Origin of the sequence: Alienimonas sp. DA493 (assembly GCF_043951915.1) — a bacterium.
In the GTDB taxonomy this organism is placed as follows: domain Bacteria; phylum Planctomycetota; class Planctomycetia; order Planctomycetales; family Planctomycetaceae; genus Alienimonas.
In genome coordinates, this window is sequence record NZ_JBINJD010000029.1 from 1 (window position 1) to 22,799 (window position 22,799).

The window sequence follows — 22,799 nt, forward strand, 5'->3', positions numbered from 1 at the left end:
CCTGCTGCACCTGCTGGGCTTGGACGACAACCGCCTGACCTATTTCCACGCCGGCCGCCACAAGCAGCTCAGCCAGTTCGGCGGCGAGGTGATCCGGGACCTGCTGGCCTAACGCCTGTGAGGAACGGTCGCGGAGAACGCGGCCGGGCAGGAGGCCGGCGCAGGCCAGCCGGCGGAACCGGCCCGATCGGCATCAGGCCCCCGCCCGACCGCGACGCCGACGGGCCGCAGGTCGGTCCGCTGATCCACCATGGCGGCGCAGGCGAGCGGCACGGTGCTCCCCCCTATCGACCGCACGTGATACCCCCTGCTCTGAATCCTCTCCCGGGGGCTAGCCTTCTCGTTCGGCGTCTGCTGCTGCGGCCGTCGTCGTTCGATTCGCTACTTCCCCGAGGAGCCCCCCCTTGCCAGTCCGCACGTTGATCACCGGGGGGGGCGGGTTCATCGGGTCCCACCTCTGCGACCAGTTGTTGGCGGAGGGGCAGGAAGTCCGGGTCCTCGACAATCTCGACCCGCAGGTGCACGGCGAGGGGGCCGCCGAGCGGCGGCGCCGGCCGGACTACCTGGACGACCGCGTCGAACTCCGCGTCGGCGACGTCCGCGATCGGGCCGCCGTGGACGAGGCCCTGAAGGACTGCGATCGCGTGGTGCACCTCGCCGCGGCGGTGGGCGTCGGGCAGAGCATGTACGAGGTCGCCCGCTACACCGAGGTGAACAACCTCGGCACGGCCGTGCTGATGGAGGCGCTGATCGAGCGCCCGGTCGAGTCGCTCGTGGTCGCCAGCAGCATGAGCGTCTACGGCGAAGGCGCCGTGCGGACCGCGGACGGGCGACCGGCCCAGGCGTCGCCGCGGTCGGTCGAGCAACTGCGGGCCGGGGAGTGGGAACTGCACGACGCGGACGGCCGCCCGCTCACGCCGATCCCGACGGACGAACGCACCCCCACGGAGGCGACCAGCGTCTACGCCCTCTCGAAATATGACCAGGAGCGGCTCGGGCTGATCCTCGGGGCGGCCTACGACATCCCGACGGTCGCCCTGCGGTTCTTCAACGTCTACGGCCCGCGGCAGGCCCTGTCGAACCCGTACACGGGCGTGCTGGCGATCTTCGCCTCGCGGCTGCTCTCCGGCCGCCCGCCGGTGATTTTCGAAGACGGGGAGCAGCGGCGGGACTTCGTGTCCGTGCACGACGTCGCCGCCGCCTGCCGGCTGGCCAGCGAGCAGGCGCCGGACTGCCCGGGCGCCGTGCTGAACGTCGGCAGCGGGCGGAGCGTCACGATCAACCAGATCGCCGCCGCCCTCGCCGAGATCCTCGGCCGCACCGATCTGGCGCCGGAGGTTTCCCGCCGCTACCGGGTGGGGGACATTCGCCACTGTTTCGCGGACATCTCCGCCGCCCGCGAAACTCTGGGCTTCGAGCCGTCGACGGAGTTCGGCGAGGGGCTGCGGGAACTGGCCGAGTGGCTCCGGGGGCAAACCGCGGAGGACCGCGTCGACCACGCCCGCGGGCAGTTGGAAGCCCGAGGTCTGGTCGTTTAATCGATCCCGCCGACGCGTCCCCCATTGCATTGCCCCTCCGTGAATCGCCCCTCTGATGATTGATCGCACTTCCCTCGCCGCCGACGGGCCGGTTTTGCTGACCGGCGGGGCCGGGTTCGTGGGGTGCAACGTCGCGGAGGCGTTCCTCGCGGCGGGCGCGCCCGTGCGGGTCCTGGACGACCTGTCCCGGCCGGGCGTGGAGCAGAACCTCCGCTGGTTGCGTCGGACGTACGGGTCCGGGCTGGAGTTCGTCCGGGCCGACGTGCGGGACGCCGAGGCCGTCCGCTCGGCCGTCCGCGGGTGCCGCAGGGTCTATCACTTCGCCGCCCAGGTCGCGGTGACCACGAGCCTCACCGGCCCGGTCGCCGATTTCGAAACCAACGCCCGCGGCACCCTGAACGTGCTGGAGGCCGTGCGGGCCGAGCAGGACCGCGGCCGGGCCGTGCCGCTGCTGTTCACCAGCACGAACAAGGTCTACGGCGACCTCGGCGGGGTCGAAACCCGGCGGGAGGGGGACCGCTACCGCCCGGCCGACCCGGACCTCGCCCGACGCGGGGTCAGCGAGGGACAGCCGCTCGACTTCCACAGCCCCTACGGGTGCAGCAAGGGGGCCGCCGACCAGTACGTGCTGGACTACGCCCGCACCTACGGGCTGCCGGCGACCGTGTTCCGCATGAGCTGCATCTACGGCCCCCACCAGTTCGGCACGGAGGATCAGGGGTGGGTCGCCCATTTCGCCCGCACGGCACTGCGGGGGGAGACGATCACCTTCTACGGCGACGGACGGCAGGTGCGGGACCTGCTCCACGTCTCCGACCTGGCCCGGGCGATGAGGGCGGCGCTGGACGAGCCGGAGCGGACCGCCGGGCGGGCGTTCAACGTCGGCGGGGGACCGGCGAACGCCGTCAGTCTGCGGCAGGTCGTCGCGCGGCTGGGCGACCTGGCCGGCGAGGAGACGCCGACCGCCGCCGACGCCTGGCGGACCGGCGACCAACGGTGGTACGTCTCCGATACGACGGCGTTGCGGGAGGCCCTCGGGTGGGCGCCGCGCGTCGAATGGCGGGACGGCCTGGCCGACCTGTACCGCTGGCTGGGCGAGCACGTGGAAACGGACCGTCGCCCCGCCGCCGAAGCCCCGCCGCGGACCGCGGCGACCGCCCGGCGTCCCGACGCGGCCGCCCACGTTCCCGCGGCGACCGCCGTGCCGGCCGGGGCGGCGTCGTGAGGGCGGCCGTCATCTCCTCCCCCGGCAGGATCGAACACGCCGACGTCCCCACGCCCGATCCCGCCGCCGGCGAGGTGCGCGTGCGGCTGGAAGGATGCGGCGTCTGCCATTCGAACCTTCCGGTGTTCGAGGGCCGCGACTGGTTCGATTACCCCCGGCCCCCCGGCAGCCCCGGGCACGAGGGCTGGGGCGTGATCGACGCGATCGGCCCGGGCGTCGTCGACCGGGCGGTCGGCGACCGCGTCGGCTTCCTCTCCGAGGCGGCGTACGCGGAGTACGACGTCGCCCCCGCCGACCAGACGACGCTGCTGCCCGCCGACGATCTCGGCCCCCGGCGGCCCTTTCCCGCCGAGCCGCTCGCCTGTGCGGCGAACGTCTTCGCCCGCTCCGGCGTGGAGCGCGGGGCGAAGGTCGTGGTGGTCGGCGTCGGCTTTCTGGGCGCCGCCCTCGTCCGGCTGGCGACGGACGCCGGGGCGGAGGTCGTCGCCGTGAGTCGGCGGGACTTCTCGCTCGAAATCGCCAAGGGTCAGGGGGCGACGCACGTCGTCCCGCTCCGCGAGGCGCAGCCGACGATCGCCGCGGTCCGCGAACTCATCGGGCCGGAGGGGGCGGACGTCGTCCTCGAATGCACCGGCCTGCAGGGGCCGCTGGACGTGGCCGCCGAACTGGTCCGCGTCCGCGGCCGGCTGGTGATCGCCGGCTTTCACCAGGACGGCCTGCGGACGATCAACCTGCAAAGCTGGAACTGGCGGGGCATCGACGTGGTGAACGCCCACGAGCGGGACCCCGCGCTCTATGTCCAGGGGATGGAACGGGCCGCGGCGCTGGTCGCCGAGGGCGTGCTCGACCCGGCGCCGCTGCTGACCCACCGGTTCGCCTTCGCGGACATCGCCGACGCCTTCGCCGCCCTGCGGGACCGCCCGGACGGCTTCCTGAAGGGCTGGCTGGACTTCGGCCCCGCCCCCATCGCTGCCGCCCCCAACGACGGGGGCCGGTGATGCGCGTGCTCATGACGGCCGACACCTGTGGCGGGGTCTGGACGCAGGCGGTCGAACTCTGCCGCGGGCTTAGCGAGCGGGGCCACGCCGTCGCGCTGGCGACCTCCGGCGGCCTGCCGACCGACGATCAGCGGGCGGCGGTCGCGGCACTCCCCCGGGTCGCGCTCCGCCCGACGAACTTCAAACTGGAATGGATGCCCGACGCCGCCGCGGAGGTGCGGGCGTTCGGCGAGACGCTGCTCCGACTGTGCGAGGCGACGGCGCCGGACGTGGTGCACCTCAACGAGTTCTCCCACGGGGCCCTCGACTTTCGCGCCGGCGGCCGCCGGGTTCCGACGCTCGTCGTCGGCCACAGCGACGTGCTGAGCTGGCACGCCGCGGTCCGGGGAAGCGACGCCGGGCCGGAGTGGGACGGCTACCGCCGCGCGGTGCGGGCGGGGCTGGCGGGGGCGGACCTCGTCGCCGCCCCGACCGCGTGGATGCTGGACGAACTGAAAGCCCGCTTCGGCCCGTTCGCGGCCTCGACCGTGCTGACAAACGGGCTGGGCGCGGCGCCGGAGGTGCGGACGTCCGAAGCTCCGGCCGACGCCGATCGCGAGCCGTTCGTCTTCTCCGCCGGACGGTACTGGGACGAGGGGAAGAACGTGGCGGCACTCGGGGCGGTCGCGGAGCGGCTGGACTGGCCGGTGCGGCTCGCCGGGTTGCCGGCGCCGGACGGCGAGGCGACCCCGCCGGCGGGCGTGCGGTTCCTCGGCCGTCTGTCCTCCGACGAGATCGCCGCCCAGTACGCCATCGCCGGGCTGTACTGCCTGCCGGCGAAGTACGAACCGTTCGGGCTGACCCCGCTGGAGGCCGCCCGCGGCGGGTGCCCGCTCGTGCTGGGGGACTGCGCCAGTCTGCGGGAGGTGTGGGGCGACGCCGCCGCGTTCGTGCCGCCGGACGATCGAGAGGCGCTGGCCCGCACGCTGAACCGCCTGATCCGCGACCCCGCCGCCCGCCGCGACCTCGCCGCCCGGGCCGCCCGCCGGGCCGCCCGCCTCACCCGGACCGCCATGACCGACGCCTACCTCGCGGCCTACCGCACGCTGACGGACGGACCGTCCGACGGAACCGAACCCCTCCGGCCGCCGCGGGCGGTCGGCCGGACGGTCAATCAGGCGCCCGCACCGAGCCGCGAACCGGCGGGGGTCGCCTGATGCGGCTCGTCGTGTTCACGCACTCCGTGGCGTCCGACTGGAACCACGGCAACGCCCACTTTCTGCGGGGCGTGGCCCGGGCGCTGCACGCCCGCGGCCACGCGGTCGAGACGTTCGAGCCGAGCGACGGCTGGAGCCTGCAAAATCTGCTGACCGACCACGGCCTCGCCCCGCTCAGCGAGTACCGCGAGGTCTTCCCGGACCTGCCGGCGAAGTTCTACGACCCGGAGGCCCGGCGGTTCGACGGCGAGCCGCTGGACGCCGTGCTGGACCGGGCGGACGCGGTCCTGGTGCACGAGTGGAACGCCCCGGAGTTCGTCGCCCGCCTCGGCAAGCGGCGGCGGGAGCGCGGCGGGTTTCGCCTGCTGTTCCACGACACGCACCACCGGGCCGCCTCCGCCCCGGAAGCGATGCGGAAATTCGACCTGTCCGGCTACGACGGCGTGCTGGCGTTCGGGGAGGTGATCCGCGAACTTTACCTGCGGAACGGCTGGACGGACCGGGCCTGGACCTGGCACGAGGCCGCCGACACGACGCTGTTCAACCCGCCCGCCGAGCCGACGGAACCGGAACGCGATCTGGTGTGGGTCGGCAACTGGGGCGACGGGGAACGCACCGCCGAACTGCGGGAGTTCCTGCTCGAACCGATCGGCCGGCTGGGGCTGTCCGCCCGGGTGCACGGCGTCCGCTATCCCGCCGCGGCCCGCGAGGCCCTCGCCGAGGCCGGCGCCGAGTACGCCGGCTGGCTGCCGAACCACCGCGTCCCCGCCGCCTTCGCCCAGGCCCGGGCGACGGTGCACGTGCCCCGCCGGCCATACGTCGAGGCGCTGCCGGGCGTGCCCACCATCCGGCCGTTCGAGGCGCTGGCCTGCGGCCTGCCCCTGGTGTGCAGCCCGTGGGAGGACGCCGAGGGCCTGTTCAGGCCGGGCCGGGACTACCTCCTCGCCCGGGACGGCGAGGAGATGCAACGCCACCTGCGGGCCGTGCTGGAGGACGACGCCCTCGCCGCGAACCTCCGCGAACACGGCCGCGAAACGATCCTCGCCCGGCACACCTGCGGGCATCGGGCGGACGAACTGCTGACGATTCTCGACGAACTGGGGACCGGCGGACTGTGACGCGCTCCACAAATCACGCCGGATTGAACGTCGCGTTCTTCGGGTCGTCGCTCGTTTCAGCCTACTGGAACGGGGCGGCGACGTATTACCGCGGCATCATCCGGGCGCTCGCCGAGCGCGGGCACCGGGTGACGTTCTACGAGCCGGACGCCTTCGGCCGGCAGCAGCGCCGGGACATGCCGGACCCGCCCTGGGCGACGGTCGTGGTGTATTCGGCCGACGGCGAGGACGACGTGCGGCGGCAGTTGGACGCCGCGGCGTCGGCGGACGTGATCGTGAAGGCCAGCGGGGTGGGGGTGTTCGACGAACTGCTCGAAGCCGCCGTGCCGGAATTGGGCGGGCCGCGGACGCTGCGGATCTTCTGGGACGTCGACGCCCCCGCGACCCTCGCCCGCGTTCGGGGGCGGGAGGGCTCCGCGGAGGGGCCGGACCCGTTCGGCCGGCAGATCCCGCGGTACGACGCCGTGTTCACCTACGGCGGCGGCCCGCCGGTGGTGCGGGCCTACGAGGCCCTCGGCGCCCGCCGCTGCGAGCCGATCTACAACGCCCTCGATCCCAGCACCCACCACCCGGCGCCGCCGGACCCGCGGTTCGCGGCGGACCTCACGTTCCTCGGCAACCGCCTGCCGGACCGCGAGGCCCGGGTCGCGGAGTTCTTCCTGAACGCCGCCCGGGCCCTGCCGGAGCGCCGCTTCCTGCTGGGCGGCAGCGGCTGGGAGGAGGGGATCGACCTGCCGCCGAACGTCGCGCCGCTGGGCCACGTGTCCACCAACGACCACAACGCCCTGAACCGCACGCCGTTGGCGGTGCTGAACGTCTCCCGCGAGAGCATGGCGGCCACCGGCTACAGCCCGGCGACGCGGGTGTTCGAGGCCGCGGGGGCCTCCGCCTGCCTCGTCACCGACGCCTGGGAGGGGATCGAACTGTTCCTCGAACCGGACCGCGAAGTCCTCGTCGCCGACAGCGGCGAGGCGGTTGCGGAACACCTGCGCTCGCTGACCCCGCAGCGGTCCCGGGAGATCGGCGAGGCGGCGCTGCGGCGGGTGCTCGCCGAGCACACCTACGACCGCCGCGCCGTGCGGGTGGAGGAGTTGTTGACGGGGGAACTCGCCCGCCGCGGAACGGGGGATCGGTAATGCGCATCGTCGTCTTCGGCCTGTCGATCACCTCCAGTTGGGGCAACGGCCACGCGACCACCTTCCGGGCGCTGACGAAGGCCCTGCACGCGGCGGGGCACTCCGTCCTGTTCGCGGAGCGGGACGTGCCCTGGTACGCGAGCCACCGCGATCTGCCGGACCCGCCGTTTTGCGAACTGGCGCTGTACGGCTCGGTCGGCGAGGCCCGGGAGCGGTTCGCCGCGGACGTGCGGGACGCGGACGCGGTCGTCGTCGGCAGCTACGTGCCGGACGGCGTGGCGATCGGGGAGTGGGCGACCGAAACCGCCGGCGGAACGACCGCCTTCTACGACATCGATACCCCCGTGACGCTGGCCAAGCTGGCCGCGGGCGATCACGAGTACCTCGCCCCGGCGCTGATCCCGAAGTACGACGTCTATCTGTCCTTCACCGGCGGGCCGACGCTGACGCGGTTGGAGCGGGAATTCGGCTCCCCCGCGGCCCGGCCGCTGTATTGCAGCGTCGATCCCGACCTCTACCGTCCCGACGACGGCGTGCCGCGGGATCTGGACCTCGGCTATCTGGGCACCTGGTCGGCGGACCGCCAGCCGACGGTGGATCGCTTCCTGATCGAAACCGCCCGCGCCTTGCCGGAGCGCCGCTTCGCCGTCGCCGGCCCGCAGTACCCGGAGTCGATCGACTGGCCGGCGAACGTGGACCGGACCGACCACCTGCCGCCCGCCGAGCACGCCCGGTTCTACAACCGCCAGCGGTTCACGCTGAACGTCACCCGGGCGGACATGATCGCGGCCGGCTACGCCCCCAGCGTGCGGCTGTTCGAGGCCGCCGCCTGCGGCACGCCGGTCATCTCCGACCGCTGGGCCGGCCTGGACGAACTGCTGACGCCCGGGGAGGAGATCCTCATCGCCGATTCCCCCGCCGACGTGCGGCGCTGGCTGACGGAGGTGTCGGAGGAGGAACGCGCCGCGATCGGCGCCGCGGCCCGCCGCCGGGTCCTCGCCGAACACACCGCCGAGCGTCGGGCCGCCGAACTCGTCGCTCACCTGTCGGAGCGGCCGGCGCCGCCCGCCGGCCCGTCCCGCTGACCGCTTCCTGCCGCGCCCGTTTTCTTCATGACGCTCCAGTCCTCCGCCGCGCACCTCCCGCCGGAAGCCCCGGCCGGCCCGTGGTTCCATAACCTCACGCTGCCCGGGGCCGACGGGAAGCCGTTGCAGACGGCCCCGGACCACCCGCTGGGCGATTTTCCCCGCTTCAAATGGGAGGCGATCGCCCGGCACGTGCCGGAGGACCTCACCGGCGTGCGAGCGCTGGACGTCGGCTGCAACGCGGGCTTCTACAGCTTCGAACTGGCGAAGCGGGGGGCGACCGTGCTGGGCATCGACCACGACCCCCGCTATCTGGAGCAGGCCCGCTGGGCCGCCGAACGGCTCGCCCTGCCGAACCCGCCGACCTTCCGCCCCGGCAGCGTGTACGATCTGTCGCGCGTCGCCCCCGGCGAGCCGGAACGCTTCGAATTGGTGTGGTTTATGGGCGTCCTGTACCATTTGCGATACCCTTTGTTGGCGCTGGATCTGTTGGCGGAACGGACGGCCCCCGGCGGAACGCTCCTGTTCCAAACGCTGACCCTGCCCGGCGGGGAGGGGCCGCGTGGGGGGGCGGCGGATCCGGACAACGTCCGCCTCCACGAGCGCCCGGCCCTGCGGACCCCCGGCTGGCCGACGCTGGCGTTGATCGAGGACCGATTCGAAGACGATCCGACCAACTGGTTCCTGGCCGACGCCCCCGCCTGCCGGGCGATGCTGCGTACGGCCGGGTTTGAAATCGACGCCGAAATCCCCGATCAGGAGGTGTTCGTCTGCCGCCGACGGACCGACGAAGGAGAGCGGGACGCCCGGCGTCGCGCCGAACTCCGGGCCGCCGTGGGAGCCCTCCCCGCCGCAGCGGCGCCCCTTCAAGACTGATTTCCCTCGGAAAGGAGCGATCGCAGGTGTTCCCGAACGACGCCTCCTGTGAGACAGACGCCCCGGATCGCGCAGAGCCCCGTTCGAGGACGTTTCGCTGGCCCTCGTGCGAACTGTCGTACGACGCCCGGACGGGCGTCGTGATGACCCGCTACCGCGACGGCAAAACCAGCGGTTGCGGCCCGATCCCGGACGACGTCGTTCACGCGGACCGCCTGGGCATCACGCCGGCGCATCACCGTCTCGTGCACGAGTTGACGCACCACATCGTCGGGTTCCGCTACTACCGGGACCCGAACGGTTCGAAGGTGATCTGGCGGGACGCCCACGGCACCTGGTCGGAGACCCCGCAGGTGAAGCCCGGCTGGAACGAGAACGCCCAGGAAGAGTGGTTCGTGCAGGCCGTCGCCTACGCGGCGCTCGACAGGCTGCCGGAGGGGGACGCCGACGCCGACAACCTCCGATGGGCGCTGGTGGACCTGTCGGAACGGGCCGACCCCGACGCCGTGATCGGGGAGGTGCGAGACCTGCTCGGCCGCGAGGGTCCCGTCGTCGAATGCGAGGGCGTCCGCCCGCCCGCCCGCCCGGGAGGGGCGGGACGCGGCCCCTCGTCCGTGACGGCCGCGGGGAGGACGTAGCCGCGACTACGGGAGCGACGGGGGTTCGGCCGGTAGATTCTCGGGGATGTCCGAGCGCCCCGCCCCCGCCCCGCCGCGCCCGCCGGGGGCGGCGCCGCACCGCCATCGGCGGACGCGGAAGGATCACGCCACGGAGGTCGCGGAGGACTACGTCGAGGCGATCGCCGAACTCATCAGCAAACGCGGGGAATGCCGGGTGTCGCACCTGGCGGAGCGGTTCTCCGTCAGCCACGTAACCGTCACCCGCACCGTCGGCCGGCTGGTGCGGGACGGCCTCGCGGAGACCACGCCCCGGGCGCCCATCACCCTCACCCCGGCCGGGGCCGAACTGGCCGCGGCCTGCCGCGATCGGCACGCCGCGGTCCTGCGGTTCCTGCTCGCCCTCGGCGTGCCGGAGGCCGTCGCCCAGGTCGACGCGGAGGGCATCGAACACCACGTCAGCCCGGAAACCCTGGCCGCGATGCGGGGTTTCACGGCGGCGAAGCCGGACGCCTGACGCGGGCCCCCGACGGGTCGCGGAGCGTTACCGCGACGAAGGCGGCTCCGGCGGGATCGGGGCGCCGTGGGGGTCGGTGGCGGGGGCGTCGGTGGCGGCGTCGAGGGCGTCCCGCAGGCGGCGGTCGGTGAAGTGCTCCAGCCGGTGGGCGGTCGCGTGGACCTCCTCCGGGGGCCGGTCGGCGTGGGTGGCGAGGTACTCCTCCCACAGCCGGTGGGACCGCACCACCCCGCCGGCGAGCTCCGCCCCCGCGGGGGTGAGCGTCACGCCGGCGGCGGTCTTTCGGATCAGCCGCCGCCGCCGCAGATCCCGAAGCGTGCGGGGGAACGCGACCCGGCTCGCCCCCAGGATCTTCCGCAGCGTGCGGGGGTCGGCGGGGCCGGGCTCCTCCCCTTCGTCCGCCCGCTCCCGCAGGCGGTAGAGCAGCGCCAGCACGTCGTCGGCGACCACGCGGCGGGAGAGCCGCCGCCGCCGCCAGGCCCGCGTCAGCAGGCCGTGGCGGGGGCTGAAGATCAGGCAGAGAACCAGCAGCGCCCCCGCGGCGACGGCCATCATGCCCGCCGTCGTGGCGCTGCGGAGGCCGAACCAGCCGGGGACCTCCAACGCCGCCACGTGCCCCAGCCCCGCCGAGAGGACGGCCAGCAGCACGCTGAGGCCCACCATCACGGCCAGCCGGTCCGTCAGCAGATACGCCGCGGCCGGCGGGACGACGAACATCGCCACCACCAGGACGCTGCCGACGCTCTCGAAGCTGGCCACGGCCGTCACCGCCACCAACACCATCAGGGCCAGGTGCATGACCCCCGCCGGGAAGCCGGCGGTCGTGGAGAGCGCCGGGTCGAACGAACTGATCTTCAGCTCCTTGAAGAACGACAGCACGAACGCCGCGTTGACCAGCGTCACGGCGCCGAGCGTCGCGACGGCCCGCGGGACTTCGATCCCCAGCACGGCGATCGGGTCGTAGGGCGTCAGTTCGATCGCCCCGTACAGCACGCAGTCCGCGTCGAGGTCCACCCGGTCCGCCGCCCGCACGATCATCACCAGGCCCAGGGCGAACAACGACGTGAACACCACCCCCATCGAGGCCCCCTCGTCCACCCGGCCGTAACGGCGGATCCACTCCGTGAACACGGTCGTCAGCGCCCCGGCGACGACGGCGCCCACGAACATCGGCAGGCTGCTGCGGGACTCGCTGAGAAAGAAGGCGATCGCCAGCCCGGGCAACACGGCGTGGGTGATCGCGTCGCCCAGCAGCGTCATCCGGCGGAGCACGAGGAAGTTGCCCAGCAGGGCCGACGCCGCCGCGCACAACGCCCCGGCGAGCACGATCCAGCCGTCGAGGAACCAGTCCCAGTTGCTCATCGCCCGGCCCCCGCGGCCCCGGGCTGGGGCGTCAGGTCCGGCGCCGCGTCCGGGGCGTGGGAGGCGGCGCCGTCGAGGAGGGACTCCAGTTCGGCGACGACCTCCGGCTCCAGCACGTCGCCGATCGCGTCGGCGGCCCGGTCGACGCGGCCGGGGGCGGCGTCGGCGTAGGTTTCGAGGTACAGCTCCCAGAGCCGGCGCTGGCGGAGCGCGCGGGCGGCCTCGGCCCGGCCCGGTTCGGTCAGCCGCACACGGCCGTCGGTCCGGTCAAGCAGGCCCGCCGCCGACGCCCGGCGGAGCGCCCGCCCCAACCGGCCGGCGGTCCAGTCGAGGTTCCGTTCCAATTCGTCCTCCCCCGCCCCGCCGGCGCCGGCCTCGGACAGGGCGAACAGCAGGCGTTGGCGGTCCACGGAGCGGTTCAGCGCCCGCCGCTTGCGAACCCGCACCAGCGCCCCGCGGGAGGCCCCGAACACCAGGCTGAGCAGGAAGATCGCCGCCCCGGTCAGCACGATCATCGGCCCGGACGGCAGCCGGGAGAACAGGGCGCTGACCACCGCCCCCAGCCCGCCGCTGACCGCCCCGATCGCCGCGGAGACGGCGAACATCGGGCCCAGCCGGTTCGTCCAGAACCGGGCCGCCGCCGGCGGGGTGATTAGCAGGGCGACCATTAAGATGAGCCCCACGGCCTGCAGGCCGACGATCGTGACCACCACGACCGCCGCCATCAAAATCATGTCTAAAACCGCCACCGGATAGCCCCGCGCCCCGGCGAAGCCGTCGTCGAAGCAGAGCAGCTTGAACTCTTTGAACAGCGCCAGGCAGGCGACCGCGCAGAGGGCCCCGGCGGCGGCGATAAATTGCACGTCGGCCCGGCCCATGGAGGCGGTTTTGCCGTAGATGAAGGACTCCAGCCCGGCCGCGTTGCCGCCGCCGGTCTGCTGGGCGACGCTCAGCAGGGCGACGCCGGCGCCGAAGAAAACGCTCAGCACGATGCACAGGGCGGCGTCCTCCTTCAGCCGGGTGACGCGGACGAGCAGCAGAATCCCGCCGACCCCCAGCAGCCCGCTGACGGTCGCCCCGGCCAGCAGCACGGCCAGCGACTTCCCCTCCCCGCCCCACGCCGCCGCGGCGAGGAACGCCGCCGCGATGCCCGGCAGGGCGGCGTGGCTGAGGGCGTCGCCCAACAACGCCCGCTTCCGCAGCAGGGTGAAGCTGCCGACCATCCCCGCGGCCAGGCCCAACAGCGTCGCCCCGAGGACCACCACGCGGACGTTGTAGTCCTCCAACAGCATCACCCGCCGGACCGTCTCCCACGACGGCCACGTCGGCGCCCGCCCGGCCAGCGACCCCCGCATCGGTTCCCCCGGCGCCGCCGCGACCGCCGCCGACGGGGCGAGCAGCGCCGCGAGCAGGACGCTCAGCGCCCAGCGCCCGAGGCGGGATCGGCCGGCGCTCACAGCGAGCCCTCCCGGCGTCGCATGGTCGCGGCGACGTCGTCCAGCAGGGTCAGCCGTCCGCCGTAGGTCTTCTGCAGGTTCTCCGGGGTGAAGACCGACGCGACCGGCCCCTGGGCGACCACCCGCATGTTTAACAGCACGACGTGATCGAAATACTCCGGCACCGTTTGCAGGTCGTGGTGCACGGCGACGACGGTGCGGCCGCGGGCCTTCATCTCGTTGAGTAATTCGACGACGGCCCGCTCCGTGGCGGCGTCGACGGCGGCGAAGGGTTCGTCCATCAGGTACAGCTCCGCGTCCTGCACCAGCGCCCGGGCCAGGAAGGTCCGCTGCTGTTGGCCGCCGGAGAGCTGGCTGATCTGCCGGTCGGCGAGCTCCCCGATGCCCACCCGCTCCAGCGCCGCCCGGGCCCGCTCCCGGTGCTTTTTTCGGACCGGCAGGCACCAGCCGATCTCGCGGTACAGCCCCATCGTCACCACATCTAACGCGTTGACGGGAAAGTCCCAGTCGACGCTCTCCCGCTGCGGCACGTAGCCGACGCGGCCGCGGACTTTGCGATAGGGCTGCCCGAAGAACTCGACCCGGCCGGAGGCCCGCGGGATCAGGCCCATCGCCGCTTTTAATAACGTGCTCTTGCCGGCGCCGTTGGGGCCGACGATCGCCACCAGCGAGCCGGCCGGGGCCTCCATCCGCACGTCCCAGATCACCGGTCGGCGGTCGTAGGCGACGGTCAGATCGCGGACCGACAGCGGCGCCGGGCCGCCGCCGGGGGGGGCGCCGTTTTGGAGAGCAGCGGGAGCGGTCATTCCGACAGCTCGCCGCCGAACCCGCCGGCCGGGGCCTCGCCGCCGAGGGCCCGGGCGACGGTCGTGAGGTTGTGGTCCAGCATGCCGATATAAGTGCCCTCGTACGTCCCCGCCGGGCCGGTGGCGTCGGAGAACAGCTCTCCGCCGACGGTCACCTCGTGGCCCCGGGCCCGGGCGCCCTCCACCAGCGAGTCCACGCTTTTGCGGGGCACGCTGCTCTCCACGAACACCGCCCGCACGTTTTTCTCGACCAGCAGGTCGACCAGTTCGGAGACCCGCTGCAGCCCGGCTTCGGACTCCGTGGAGATCCCCTGCACCCCCTGGACGTTCAGCCCGTAGGCCCGGCCCATGTAGTTGAAGGCGTCGTGCGAGGTGACCAGCACGCGGCCGCCCTCGGGGATCGAACCGATCACCCGTTTGCCGTAGGCGTCCAGTTCCGCGAGCCGTTGTCGATAGGCGGCGGCGTTGGCGGCGTAGTCGGCGGCGTGCTCCGGGTCGTGCTCCGCCAGGGCGGCGGCGACGACGCCCACGCACTGCGACCAGGCGGCGACGTCCATCCAGACGTGGGGGTCGGCGTGCCCGGCGAGGTCGTCCGGCTCCAGCAGGTAAGATTCGTCGATCGCCTCCGTCACGGCCACGACCGGCCGGGAGCGGGCCATTCGCACCAGCACGTCGGTCATTTTTCCCTCCAGCAATAAACCGGAGTAGAAGACCACGTCCGCCGAGCCCAGCAGCCGCACGTCGTCCCGCGTGGGTTTATAGAGGTGCGGGTCGACGCCGGCGCCGAACAGCTGCGTGACCTCGACGTGCTCCCCGCCGACGTTCCGCACGAGGTCGGCGACCATCCCCGTCGTCGCCACCGCCCGCACCGGCCCGTCGCCGGCGGCCCGGTCGCCGGACGCGTCGCCGCTTGCGGCGTCGGTGCACCCGACCGCCGTCAGGGCGACGACGGCCGCGAGGGCGAGGGGGGCGATCGGGAACGACAGCGGGAACGACGCGATCACCGGCGGCGGGTGTGGACAGCGGGGGCGGACAGGAACGGCGGGCGCATTGTAGCGATGGCTACATCGCCGGGCCAGAGCGCCGCGCCGTCCATCTTGCCGCAGGGAGCCCTGACAGCCCGGGACGCGAGCCGGCGTGCCCCGCGGGCGGCCGCCGGGGGAACGTCAGTCTTCGACTGGGAGCGGGACGGGCATCGGGGCCGGTTGGGGCGCCGGGGCGGGCGCCGGGGGCGGCTCCAGCAACTCCTCGGGCCGGGCCGCGGGGGTGGCGGCGGTGGCGGCGGTGGCGGCGGCGAGCTCGGCGACCGCGATCCAGTAGCCGTGCCGGGCCGCGGCCAGCGACTCGGCGGCGGCGGCCGCGGCGGCCTCCCGCAGGTTCAGGATCAGCAGGTCGCTCTCGCCCAGCTCGAAGGCCCGCACCTCCGCCTCCCGCAGCCGCTCGGCCAGCTCGACGCCGATCTCCGCCTGCTCGATCTGCCGGCGGGCGGCCTCCAGGGCGGCGAACGCCAGTTGCACCTCCACCGCCGCCTTGTCCGCGGCGAACCGCTGCTTGACGGTCAGCTGGGCGATCTTCGCCTCCACCTGGGCCGCCTTGCCGCGGGCCTTGCGGCGCTGGAGCGGCACGCTGAACACCACCGCGGTGTCCAGTTCCAGCGGCTGCTTGTCCCCCTTGGAACTGCTCAGTTCGCCCACGTCCTGGCTGACGATCAGGCCGGCGTCCAGTTCGGGCAGCAGGTCGTTGCGGGCCTCGGCGAGGGCGACGCCCTGCTGGTCCCGGGCCAGCCGCAGGGACGCCAGTTCCGGCCGCCGCGACAGCGCCTCGGAGATCAGCGCCTCCACCGGCGGGAGGGCACCGGCGGGGTCGGGGAAGCGGCCGGGCAGCAGGTCGTCCTCCGGCGCCAGCGGGACGCCCCCGGGGCCGCGGAGGTACAGCGAGAGCTTGGCGGCGGCCTGCCGGAACTTCCGCTCGGCGTCGATCACCTTGCTGCGGCGGGCGGCGATCAAGCGGTCGTTGTCCTGCAACGTGATCGGGGCCTTCTCGCCGGCCCGCACCTGGGCCTCCAGCCCCTCGGTGCGGTCCAGGGAGAGGTCCAGCAGCCGCTCGGAGACGGCGAGCAGCCGCCCGGCCAGCACCCAGTCCCAGTAGGCCACGGAGCCGTTCAGCACCGCGTCGAGCTGGGCGGCGGCGACGGCCGGGTCGGCGGCGGCCCGCTCCAGGGCGGCGGTCCGCACGGCGGCCCGCCGGGCGTCGATGCGGCGATCCTGCAACAGCGGGACGGTGAAGCCCGCTTTGAACTCGCCGCCGTCGTTCGTCTGCCGTTCCTTGTACCACGGCTCGAAGGCGCCGCGCCCGATCCGGTAGCCGGCGAACACGTCGCCCCCGCCCAGCAGCGGCTGCTCGACGCCGACGGCGTGTTGGTAGTTTTCGTAGTACCCCAGCGGGGCGAGCTCCTGCGACGCTTTGAGCTTGGTGTCGAACGCCCCCTCCGCCTCGACGACCAGTCCGGCGGCCAGCCGCCGATTGAGGGCGGTCTCCTCCAACACCGGGTAGGTCGCCAGCACGGACGCCGTCACGTCTTCGAGCCGCAACTCCGGCCCGGGCTCGGGCGAGGGACGGTCGAGGTCCGGCGGGTTGGCGCCGGCAGTGCCGGCGTCGCCCCGGCGGCGCCCGCCGAGCAGCGGGGTCGGCAGGACGGCGTCCGGGTCGAGGTCCGGCGTGCCGCGGGGGCGGTTCACTCCGCCGCCGGCGTCGCCGGCGCCCGTGCCGGCGCCGGGGGCGGCGCCGAGGTCGCCCGGCTCCTGACCGACCTCGCCGGGGTCCGCCGGTTCGAGAGGCCCGGCGGAGGGGGCGTCGCCGACGCCGGTCTGCAGCGGACCGGCCGACGGGGAGTCGCCGGTTTCGGTCTGCAACGGCCCGGCGGAGGGCGCAGCGGAGGGGTCGGCGGCGGCCTCGCCGGCGGCGGTCCCGCCGGCCCCGAACTCCTGTCGGGCGAAGGCGGCGGGGGCGACGCGGCCGGCGGACCCGCCCGCGTCGGCCTGGGCGAGGGCCGGGCGGACCGCATCGCGACCGGCGGCGGGGACCGCCGGGCCGGCAAGCGCCGGTCGCGGGGTCGGGTTCCCCCCGTCGTACGTCGTGAACAGCCGCCCGCCGCCGCAGCCGGCGGCGAAGCCGGAGGCTCCCAGCAGGGCCAGGGCGACCCCGCGGTGCAGACGACGGGCGGCGGGGGACAAGGCGTTCACCCCGTCCGGTTCGGCCGCGACGGCCGGGCGGCGACACCCGGCCCGCCCCCGCACGCCGGGTCGCCCGCCGTTCGCCCCCCTTACCGAGCCCCCCCGGTCACTTCCCCTTGCCCAAATCCACGGGCTTCATCCCGCCCTTCGCCTCCTTCCCGCCGGCCCCGTCGCCGGGGGCGTCGGTGAGCACCGGGGGGAAGCCGTTCATGCGACGCCAGAGTTCGTAGCCGAGGGCGACCTCGTTCAGCAGCACCCAGCCGTTGGCCCGCACGCCCTGGCGGAGGAAGCGGTCGTCCGGCCAGGGATCGTCGTCCGGGTCGGGGACGACCAGGGTGCGGAACCGGCCCTTACCGTCGTCGACGGCGTCGACGCTGGCGACTTCCCCGCCGAAGGTGCCCACCGCCACGCTGGGCCAGCCGGCGAACTGCACCGCCGGCCAGCCCTCGAACTGCAGCCGCACCTTCCGGCCGGGGGTGACCAAGGGGGCGTCGTTGCCGTCGAGCCAGATCTGCACGGCCCGGTCCGCGTCCTCGGGGACGAGCACGAACAGCGGATCGCCCTTCTTCACCAAGGCGCTGCCGCCGTCGGCGAACAGCTGGGTAATGATCCCGGCCTGCGGAGCGACGACTCGTTGGGTTTGCTGTTTGGCGAGTTTCGACTCCGCGTCCAGCAGGTAGGTTTCCGCCTTCGCGACCTCCGCTCCCGCCTTCTGCAGTTCGCTTTCGGCCTTGGCGACGTCGGAGAGGCTTTTTTCGACCTTGGCCTTCACCTCGTCGATCTTGGCCTGCAACTCCCGCTCCTTGGCGGGGCGGAGGCTCCGTTTGGCCTGTACGACGAGCTTGGCGTCCTCGAGGTACGCCTCGTGCTTGGCGACGTCCGCGGCGGCCCCGCGAAACTTCTGCTCCGCCTCCTGGAACTTCGCCTCCGCCGCGAAGCCCTGCTTGAACAATTCGAGTTGTCGCTCGTAATCGGCCTCGGCCTGCACCAGCGCGGCCCGGGCCTTGGCGAGGGCCTGCTCCTCGGCCCGCACCTTCTGTTCGGCGCCCTCGATTTCCCGGTCTAAGGCGTCGAGGGTGTCCCGCAGCGCGTCCTGAAGGAACGTCAATTGGCTGCGGTTGCTCTCCACAACGCTCTGCGAGGCGGCAACGCCCCGCCGGGCCGCCTCCCGGGCGGACTCGGCCAAGTTCACCTGATTGGCCGCCTGGTCCCGCTGCTGGGCGAGCCGGCTGAGCAGTTCGGGATCGACGTCGACCACCTCCACGATGAATTCGCCCTCCTCCACCCGGACGTTCTCGCGGATGCCCTCGGCCCAGCGCTCGATCACCCCTTCGATCCGGGCCTGCACGACCTGCTGACGGCCCTGCGGGTCGTAGGCCACCACCGACCCGCTGCCGGCGACCGTCTGGATCCACGGGGCCATGAGCATCGCCACGAAGGCCAGGACCAGCCCGCCCAGCAGGAACTTGCCGAACAGCCGCACCCGCCGGCTGGAGCGGGCCAGCCGCAATCCGGGCAGGGCGCGGTCCCGGTGATCGGGATCGCCAAGGTGGAAGGCGGAATGAGTGCGGTCTTCGAGCATGAACGAACCGTCGAGAATAAACGGACGCTGGACGGCGGGAGACGGGGGAACGCCGTACCGCCGTCAGGGGGCGCTCAACGTCAGGGCGCCCCGCATAATACGCGACACAGATGTCGTGCGTTGGGGACGTTCGCCGCGGAGAGAAAAATCCTACGGCTCCGCGGCGACGGGCGAGCCGTCCGGGCGGAGCGCCCGGTCGCAGGCGGCGGCGACCTCCGCCCGCCGGGTGAGCACCAGCGTGGCGTGGCCGCGGCCCCCGACCGGCCCGGCGGCGGCGGCGAGCAACTCCGCCGCCGTCTCGGAGGCGCAGCCGTCCAGCAGCGAGTCGATGACCAACAGACGCGGCCGGCCGGCGAGGGCCCGGGCCAGCATCAGCCGGCGGGCGTGGATCTCGCCCAGCGGCGCCCCGCCGTACCCCAGCGACGCGTCCACCCCGCCCGGCAGGGCGTCGACCCGCTCCGCCAGACCGACGCGCTTCAGCACGGCCCGCACGTCGGCGGCGGTCACGTCCGGCCGGCCGAGGTGCACGTTCTCCGCGACGGAGCCGGCGAACACCTCCGCCCCGCCGCCGGCCGACGCCCCCGCCAGCGCCACCCGCCGCCGCAGCGCGTCCGGTCGGTAGTCGGCCGGCGCCAACCCGTCCACTTCGACCCGCCCGCCGGCCGGGGCCCGGCGGCCGAACAGCGCCTCGGCCAGCGCCGTCTTCCCCGCCCCCGGCGGGGCCAGCACGCCGACGCACTCGCCGACCCGCAGCTCCAGGTTGAACCGCGCCCCGCCGCGGACGGTCACGTCCTCCAACCAGAGGATCGGCTCCTCGGCGCCCCGTCCGTCCTCGGCGCCCGCCGCGTCGCCCCGCCGGTCGACGCCGGTCAGGGCGCCGTCGGTGCGTTCGGTCGGCAGGGCGAACAGCACGCCCAGCTTGTCGCCGGCGGCGACGAGGTCGTACCACGCTTCCAGGTGCTTGCCGAGCTTCGAGAAGGAGCTGAGCACCAGCGTGACGATCAGCTCCGCGGCGACCAGCTGCCCCAGCGTGAGCCGCTGGTTGATGACCAGCCAGCCGCCCAGGCTCAGCAGGGCGGTCGCCGCGACCGCCTGGAGCCCCAGCGCGAAGGCCACCTGCCGGACCAGCACCCGGAAGTGATTGCGGCGGGCCTTGAGGTAATCCGCGGCGAGCCCGTCGGCCCGGTCGACGGCGAACCCGACCCCGTCGCCGTGCCGGAACGCCGTCTGGTTGGCCGCCAGTTCCTCCAGCCAGGCCGCCGTCCGGTACTTCTGCTTGGACTCATAGATCGCCGTCTTCACCGCCCCGCGGCCCAGCATGTAGGTGACGACCGTCATCAGCGTCAGCAGAACCAGGTCGAAGCCCAGCAGGTAGGGGTGATAGAAGGCGAGGATCCCCAGCCCGATGATCGCCCCCAGCACGAGGTTCAGCCCGTCCAGCAGCAGACCGGCGGCGACCTTCTGCACGGTCACCACGTCGAAGAAGCGGTTCACCAACTCCGGCGGGCTGTGCCCCGCCATGCCGTCGGCGGTCACCCGCGGCAGCCGCCGGGCGAGGTCCCCGGCGACCCGCACGAAGGTTCGCCGCTGGATCAGTTCCGCCACCCAGACCTGCAACAACCGCAACGCCGCCTGGAAGGCAAGGAAGCCGAACAGCACCGTCGCCAGCACGATGATCGGCTGGAGCAACCGCCCGAACGCCACCGTGCCGACGAGGCTTTCGACCGCGATCGGCGTGGCGAGGTTCAGCACGGCCACGAACAGGGCGAACACCGCGATCGCCCGGATGTCCCCCCGCTCCGGCCAGAACAGCGCCCGCAGCGTGGCGTAGGGCGAGAGATGCCCGCCGGCCTCCAGGCGTTGGGTGAGGTCCGCCCCGGCCCGGCCGGCGACAACCCACCGCACCGTCCCGCCCCGCCCCTCCCCGCGGCCGACCGACTCCGCGGCGGCGATCAGCCGCCTCAGGGGCCGCTCCTCCGTGTTCCCGTTGGAGAGCCGCAGCGTGCGTTTCCCGTCGGCCCCGGCGACCCACCAAGCGCCGCCGTCGTCGTCCACCTCGCCCCCTGCTCGGCCGGCGTCGGCGTCGTGCGGGAGGAACGTCATGGCGGCTCCGCCGTCGCGGACCAGCCCGGCGACCTCCGCCGGCTTAGCGTCGACGACCCGCACCGGCAGGTCCCGCGTCCGGGCCGCCTCCCGCGCCCAGCGCCACCAGGTCCGCGAGGCCCGTCCCGGGATCGCCCGCACCGCCTCGGCGGCGGCCCGCCGGGCCGACGCGGCGTCGTAGTCCCGGCCGCACAGTTCGGCGAACGACGCCAGCGCCTGCCCGCAGTTCGCCGACGCCACGGACGCCGCATCCGGACCGCCCGCCCAGAAATCCTCCTCCGCCTCGCTCTCCGACGGAACGGCGGTCGCCTCGAACACGGCCGACATCGGGGCGGACACTCCGGCGGGGGCGGCGAACAGCGGGGAACGGGGCGAGCCGGGCGGAAGTCTAACCCGAAACCGTTTTCGCGACAGGGCGACCGCCCGACGCGGCCCCGACCCCGATGCGGCCCCGGCCCCGATGCGGCCTCCCGCGACGACGCCGCCGCCGAACGGTAGGGTCGGGCGTTCCGCCGTTCGCCCCGGACCTTCGCCCCAGAACGATGCTCCGTCTCGCCGCCGCCGCCCTCGCCCTCCCGATCCCGGCGACGCTGCTCGCCGCCGCCCTCGCCCCGGCGGCCGAGCCGGCCGGGAAACCGGCCGACGCCCCGGCGGCCTGGGTCGTCGACTCGCCGGAGCAGTGGGAACGGGCCGCGGGGGAGGCGACGGCGGTCACCCTCGCCGACGGCCTGGCGACCTCCGCGGCGCCGGAGAGCCGCTTCTCCAGCGCCCTGAAGACGTACGAATCTCCGAGAAAGCCGGGGACGCTGACGTTCACGCAGTCCCCCGCCTGGGACGACTGGCGGGAGGTTCCCAACGTCGGCACGCCGGAGATGGCCGACGCCCCGGTGTTCGTCCCCGTCCAACCCGGCGACTACTGGCTGCTCGCCCGGCACAAGGACTTTAACGGGCCGGACGACGGCGGCTATCACGCCTGGCACAGCGAGGATATGAAAACCTGGACGCACCACGGCCCCGTCTGCGGCAAGCGGGAACGCTGGGTGACGACCGCCGAGTACGTCGACGGCGCGTTCTATATCTATTACGACTTCCCCAACGACGAGGACCCGCACCTGATCGTCGACCGCGATCTCCGCGACGGCAAGATGGGCGAGGACCGCGGGATGGCCTTCAACGACCCCTCGCACGGCTCCGACGCCGGCGTGCTCCGCGAGGAGGACGGGACCTTCCACCTGTTCTACGAGAACTGGGACCCGATCAACGCCAAGGCGCACTCCTGGGACTCCCCGCTGGCCGGCCGGGCCGTCAGCCCGGACGGCGTGCAGCCGTTCGAGCACGCCAACGTCGTCGTCGACGAACGCACGAACCCGACCGGCAAGACGGGCAAATACCGCCACCCCCACGGCACGTATCAATACGAGATCCACGAACCGGAGCAGAACGCCTACGGCGACTGGACGGCCATCAAAATCGGCGACCGCTACTACCTGTTCTGCGACTTCGATCCGGTCGGGGAGCACATCCGCGTCGGCCGCTGGACCAGCGACGCGTTGGATAAAAAGTTCGACTTCTGCGGCTCCTTCGGCGACGGCCACCCGGACCCGACCGTCGGCTTCGCCGAGGGGCAGTTCTACCTCATTCAGCAGCGGGCCGACGTGGACTTCGTCAGCCCCGGCCCGTGGGTCGGCGGCGTGCAGGCCCGGGCCGGCGTGGACGTCGACGGCGACGGCGCCGTCGATCAATGGACCGACTGGCAGGAGGTCCGCGAGACCTATCGCCAGAAGCCCGGCTTCGTGCGGTTGATCGAAAAGACCCCGGCGACGCTGGACCTCACGGCCCTGCCCGCCGGCGTGGGTTTTCAATTCGAATACCGCACGGCCGGCGAGGCCGGCCGGACCGCCCGCCCGGCGATGGACCGGGTGGAGTGGACGTTCGAGTGAGGCCCCAGCC

General features: G+C 73.5%; 18 protein-coding genes. 11 read left to right on the forward strand and 7 right to left on the reverse strand.

The window, feature by feature from the left end; genetic code table 11:
* Window positions 1-404 precede the first annotated feature (404 nt).
* The 10 genes from ACG2DA_RS06630 to mntR all read left to right on the forward strand — a co-directional run bounded on the left by ACG2DA_RS06630 (window position 405) and on the right by mntR (window position 10,306).
* Window positions 405-1,538 (forward strand): NAD-dependent epimerase/dehydratase family protein, encoded by a 1,134-nt coding sequence (locus ACG2DA_RS06630; protein WP_395254707.1) that lies wholly within the window; start codon window positions 405-407, stop codon window positions 1,536-1,538.
* A gap of 55 nt (window positions 1,539-1,593) precedes the next feature.
* Complete coding sequence (locus ACG2DA_RS06635) at window positions 1,594-2,763, forward strand: NAD-dependent epimerase/dehydratase family protein (RefSeq protein ID WP_395254708.1); 1,170 nt, start codon at window positions 1,594-1,596, stop codon at window positions 2,761-2,763.
* Window positions 2,760-3,761 carry a zinc-binding dehydrogenase gene (locus tag ACG2DA_RS06640; protein ID WP_395254709.1) on the forward strand — a complete coding sequence of 334 codons (1,002 nt, stop codon included), beginning with the start codon at window positions 2,760-2,762 and terminating at the stop codon, window positions 3,759-3,761. Before ACG2DA_RS06635 ends, ACG2DA_RS06640 begins: the two co-directional genes overlap by 4 nt.
* On the forward strand, window positions 3,761-4,957 hold the full coding sequence (locus ACG2DA_RS06645) for a glycosyltransferase family 4 protein (protein WP_395254710.1): 1,197 nt from the start codon (window positions 3,761-3,763) through the stop codon (window positions 4,955-4,957). The genes ACG2DA_RS06640 and ACG2DA_RS06645 overlap by 1 nt, the downstream gene beginning before the upstream one ends.
* The gene (locus tag ACG2DA_RS06650) at window positions 4,957-6,075 is read left to right on the forward strand and encodes a glycosyltransferase (RefSeq protein ID WP_395254711.1); all 1,119 of its coding nucleotides are present in this window, start codon (window positions 4,957-4,959) and stop codon (window positions 6,073-6,075) included. The genes ACG2DA_RS06645 and ACG2DA_RS06650 overlap by 1 nt, the downstream gene beginning before the upstream one ends.
* 23 nt (window positions 6,076-6,098) lie before the next feature.
* Entirely contained in the window at window positions 6,099-7,211 is a 1,113-nt protein-coding gene (locus tag ACG2DA_RS06655; protein ID WP_395254712.1) for a glycosyltransferase, read from the forward strand.
* On the forward strand, window positions 7,211-8,296 hold the full coding sequence (locus ACG2DA_RS06660) for a glycosyltransferase (protein ID WP_395254713.1): 1,086 nt from the start codon (window positions 7,211-7,213) through the stop codon (window positions 8,294-8,296). Before ACG2DA_RS06655 ends, ACG2DA_RS06660 begins: the two co-directional genes overlap by 1 nt.
* 27 nt (window positions 8,297-8,323) lie before the next feature.
* Window positions 8,324-9,172 carry a DUF1698 domain-containing protein gene (locus ACG2DA_RS06665; protein ID WP_395254714.1) on the forward strand — a complete coding sequence of 283 codons (849 nt, stop codon included), beginning with the start codon at window positions 8,324-8,326 and terminating at the stop codon, window positions 9,170-9,172.
* 143 nt (window positions 9,173-9,315) lie between these two features.
* The gene (locus ACG2DA_RS06670) at window positions 9,316-9,810 is read left to right on the forward strand and encodes a hypothetical protein (protein WP_395254715.1); all 495 of its coding nucleotides are present in this window, start codon (window positions 9,316-9,318) and stop codon (window positions 9,808-9,810) included.
* A gap of 46 nt (window positions 9,811-9,856) precedes the next feature.
* Window positions 9,857-10,306, forward strand: coding sequence for a manganese-binding transcriptional regulator MntR (gene mntR, locus ACG2DA_RS06675; protein WP_395254716.1), 450 nt, complete (start codon window positions 9,857-9,859; stop codon window positions 10,304-10,306).
* Between the two features lie 27 nt (window positions 10,307-10,333).
* Here the strand turns inward: mntR and ACG2DA_RS06680 are convergent, their stop codons facing one another.
* From ACG2DA_RS06680 to ACG2DA_RS06710, 7 genes are all read right to left on the reverse strand, one after another.
* Entirely contained in the window at window positions 10,334-11,668 is a 1,335-nt protein-coding gene (locus ACG2DA_RS06680) for a metal ABC transporter permease (protein WP_395254717.1), read from the reverse strand.
* Window positions 11,665-13,125 carry an iron chelate uptake ABC transporter family permease subunit gene (locus ACG2DA_RS06685; protein ID WP_395254718.1) on the reverse strand — a complete coding sequence of 487 codons (1,461 nt, stop codon included), beginning with the start codon at window positions 13,123-13,125 and terminating at the stop codon, window positions 11,665-11,667. Before ACG2DA_RS06685 ends, ACG2DA_RS06680 begins: the two co-directional genes overlap by 4 nt.
* Complete coding sequence (locus ACG2DA_RS06690; protein ID WP_395254719.1) at window positions 13,122-13,931, reverse strand: metal ABC transporter ATP-binding protein; 810 nt, start codon at window positions 13,929-13,931, stop codon at window positions 13,122-13,124. Before ACG2DA_RS06690 ends, ACG2DA_RS06685 begins: the two co-directional genes overlap by 4 nt.
* Window positions 13,928-14,932 (reverse strand): metal ABC transporter solute-binding protein, Zn/Mn family, encoded by a 1,005-nt coding sequence (locus ACG2DA_RS06695; protein WP_395254737.1) that lies wholly within the window; start codon window positions 14,930-14,932, stop codon window positions 13,928-13,930. Before ACG2DA_RS06695 ends, ACG2DA_RS06690 begins: the two co-directional genes overlap by 4 nt.
* A gap of 165 nt (window positions 14,933-15,097) precedes the next feature.
* The gene (locus ACG2DA_RS06700) at window positions 15,098-17,173 is read right to left on the reverse strand and encodes a TolC family protein (protein WP_395254720.1); all 2,076 of its coding nucleotides are present in this window, start codon (window positions 17,171-17,173) and stop codon (window positions 15,098-15,100) included.
* Window positions 17,174-17,270: 97 nt separating this feature from the next.
* The gene (locus tag ACG2DA_RS06705) at window positions 17,271-18,746 is read right to left on the reverse strand and encodes an HlyD family secretion protein (protein WP_395254721.1); all 1,476 of its coding nucleotides are present in this window, start codon (window positions 18,744-18,746) and stop codon (window positions 17,271-17,273) included.
* A 150-nt stretch (window positions 18,747-18,896) separates the two neighbouring features.
* Window positions 18,897-21,188, reverse strand: a complete 2,292-nt coding sequence (locus ACG2DA_RS06710) for an ATP-binding cassette domain-containing protein (protein WP_395254722.1) — start codon at window positions 21,186-21,188, stop codon at window positions 18,897-18,899.
* A 203-nt stretch (window positions 21,189-21,391) separates the two neighbouring features.
* Between ACG2DA_RS06710 and ACG2DA_RS06715 the strand changes: the two genes are divergently transcribed.
* Window positions 21,392-22,789, forward strand: a complete 1,398-nt coding sequence (locus ACG2DA_RS06715; protein WP_395254723.1) for a hypothetical protein — start codon at window positions 21,392-21,394, stop codon at window positions 22,787-22,789.
* Window positions 22,790-22,799: the final 10 nt, after the last annotated feature.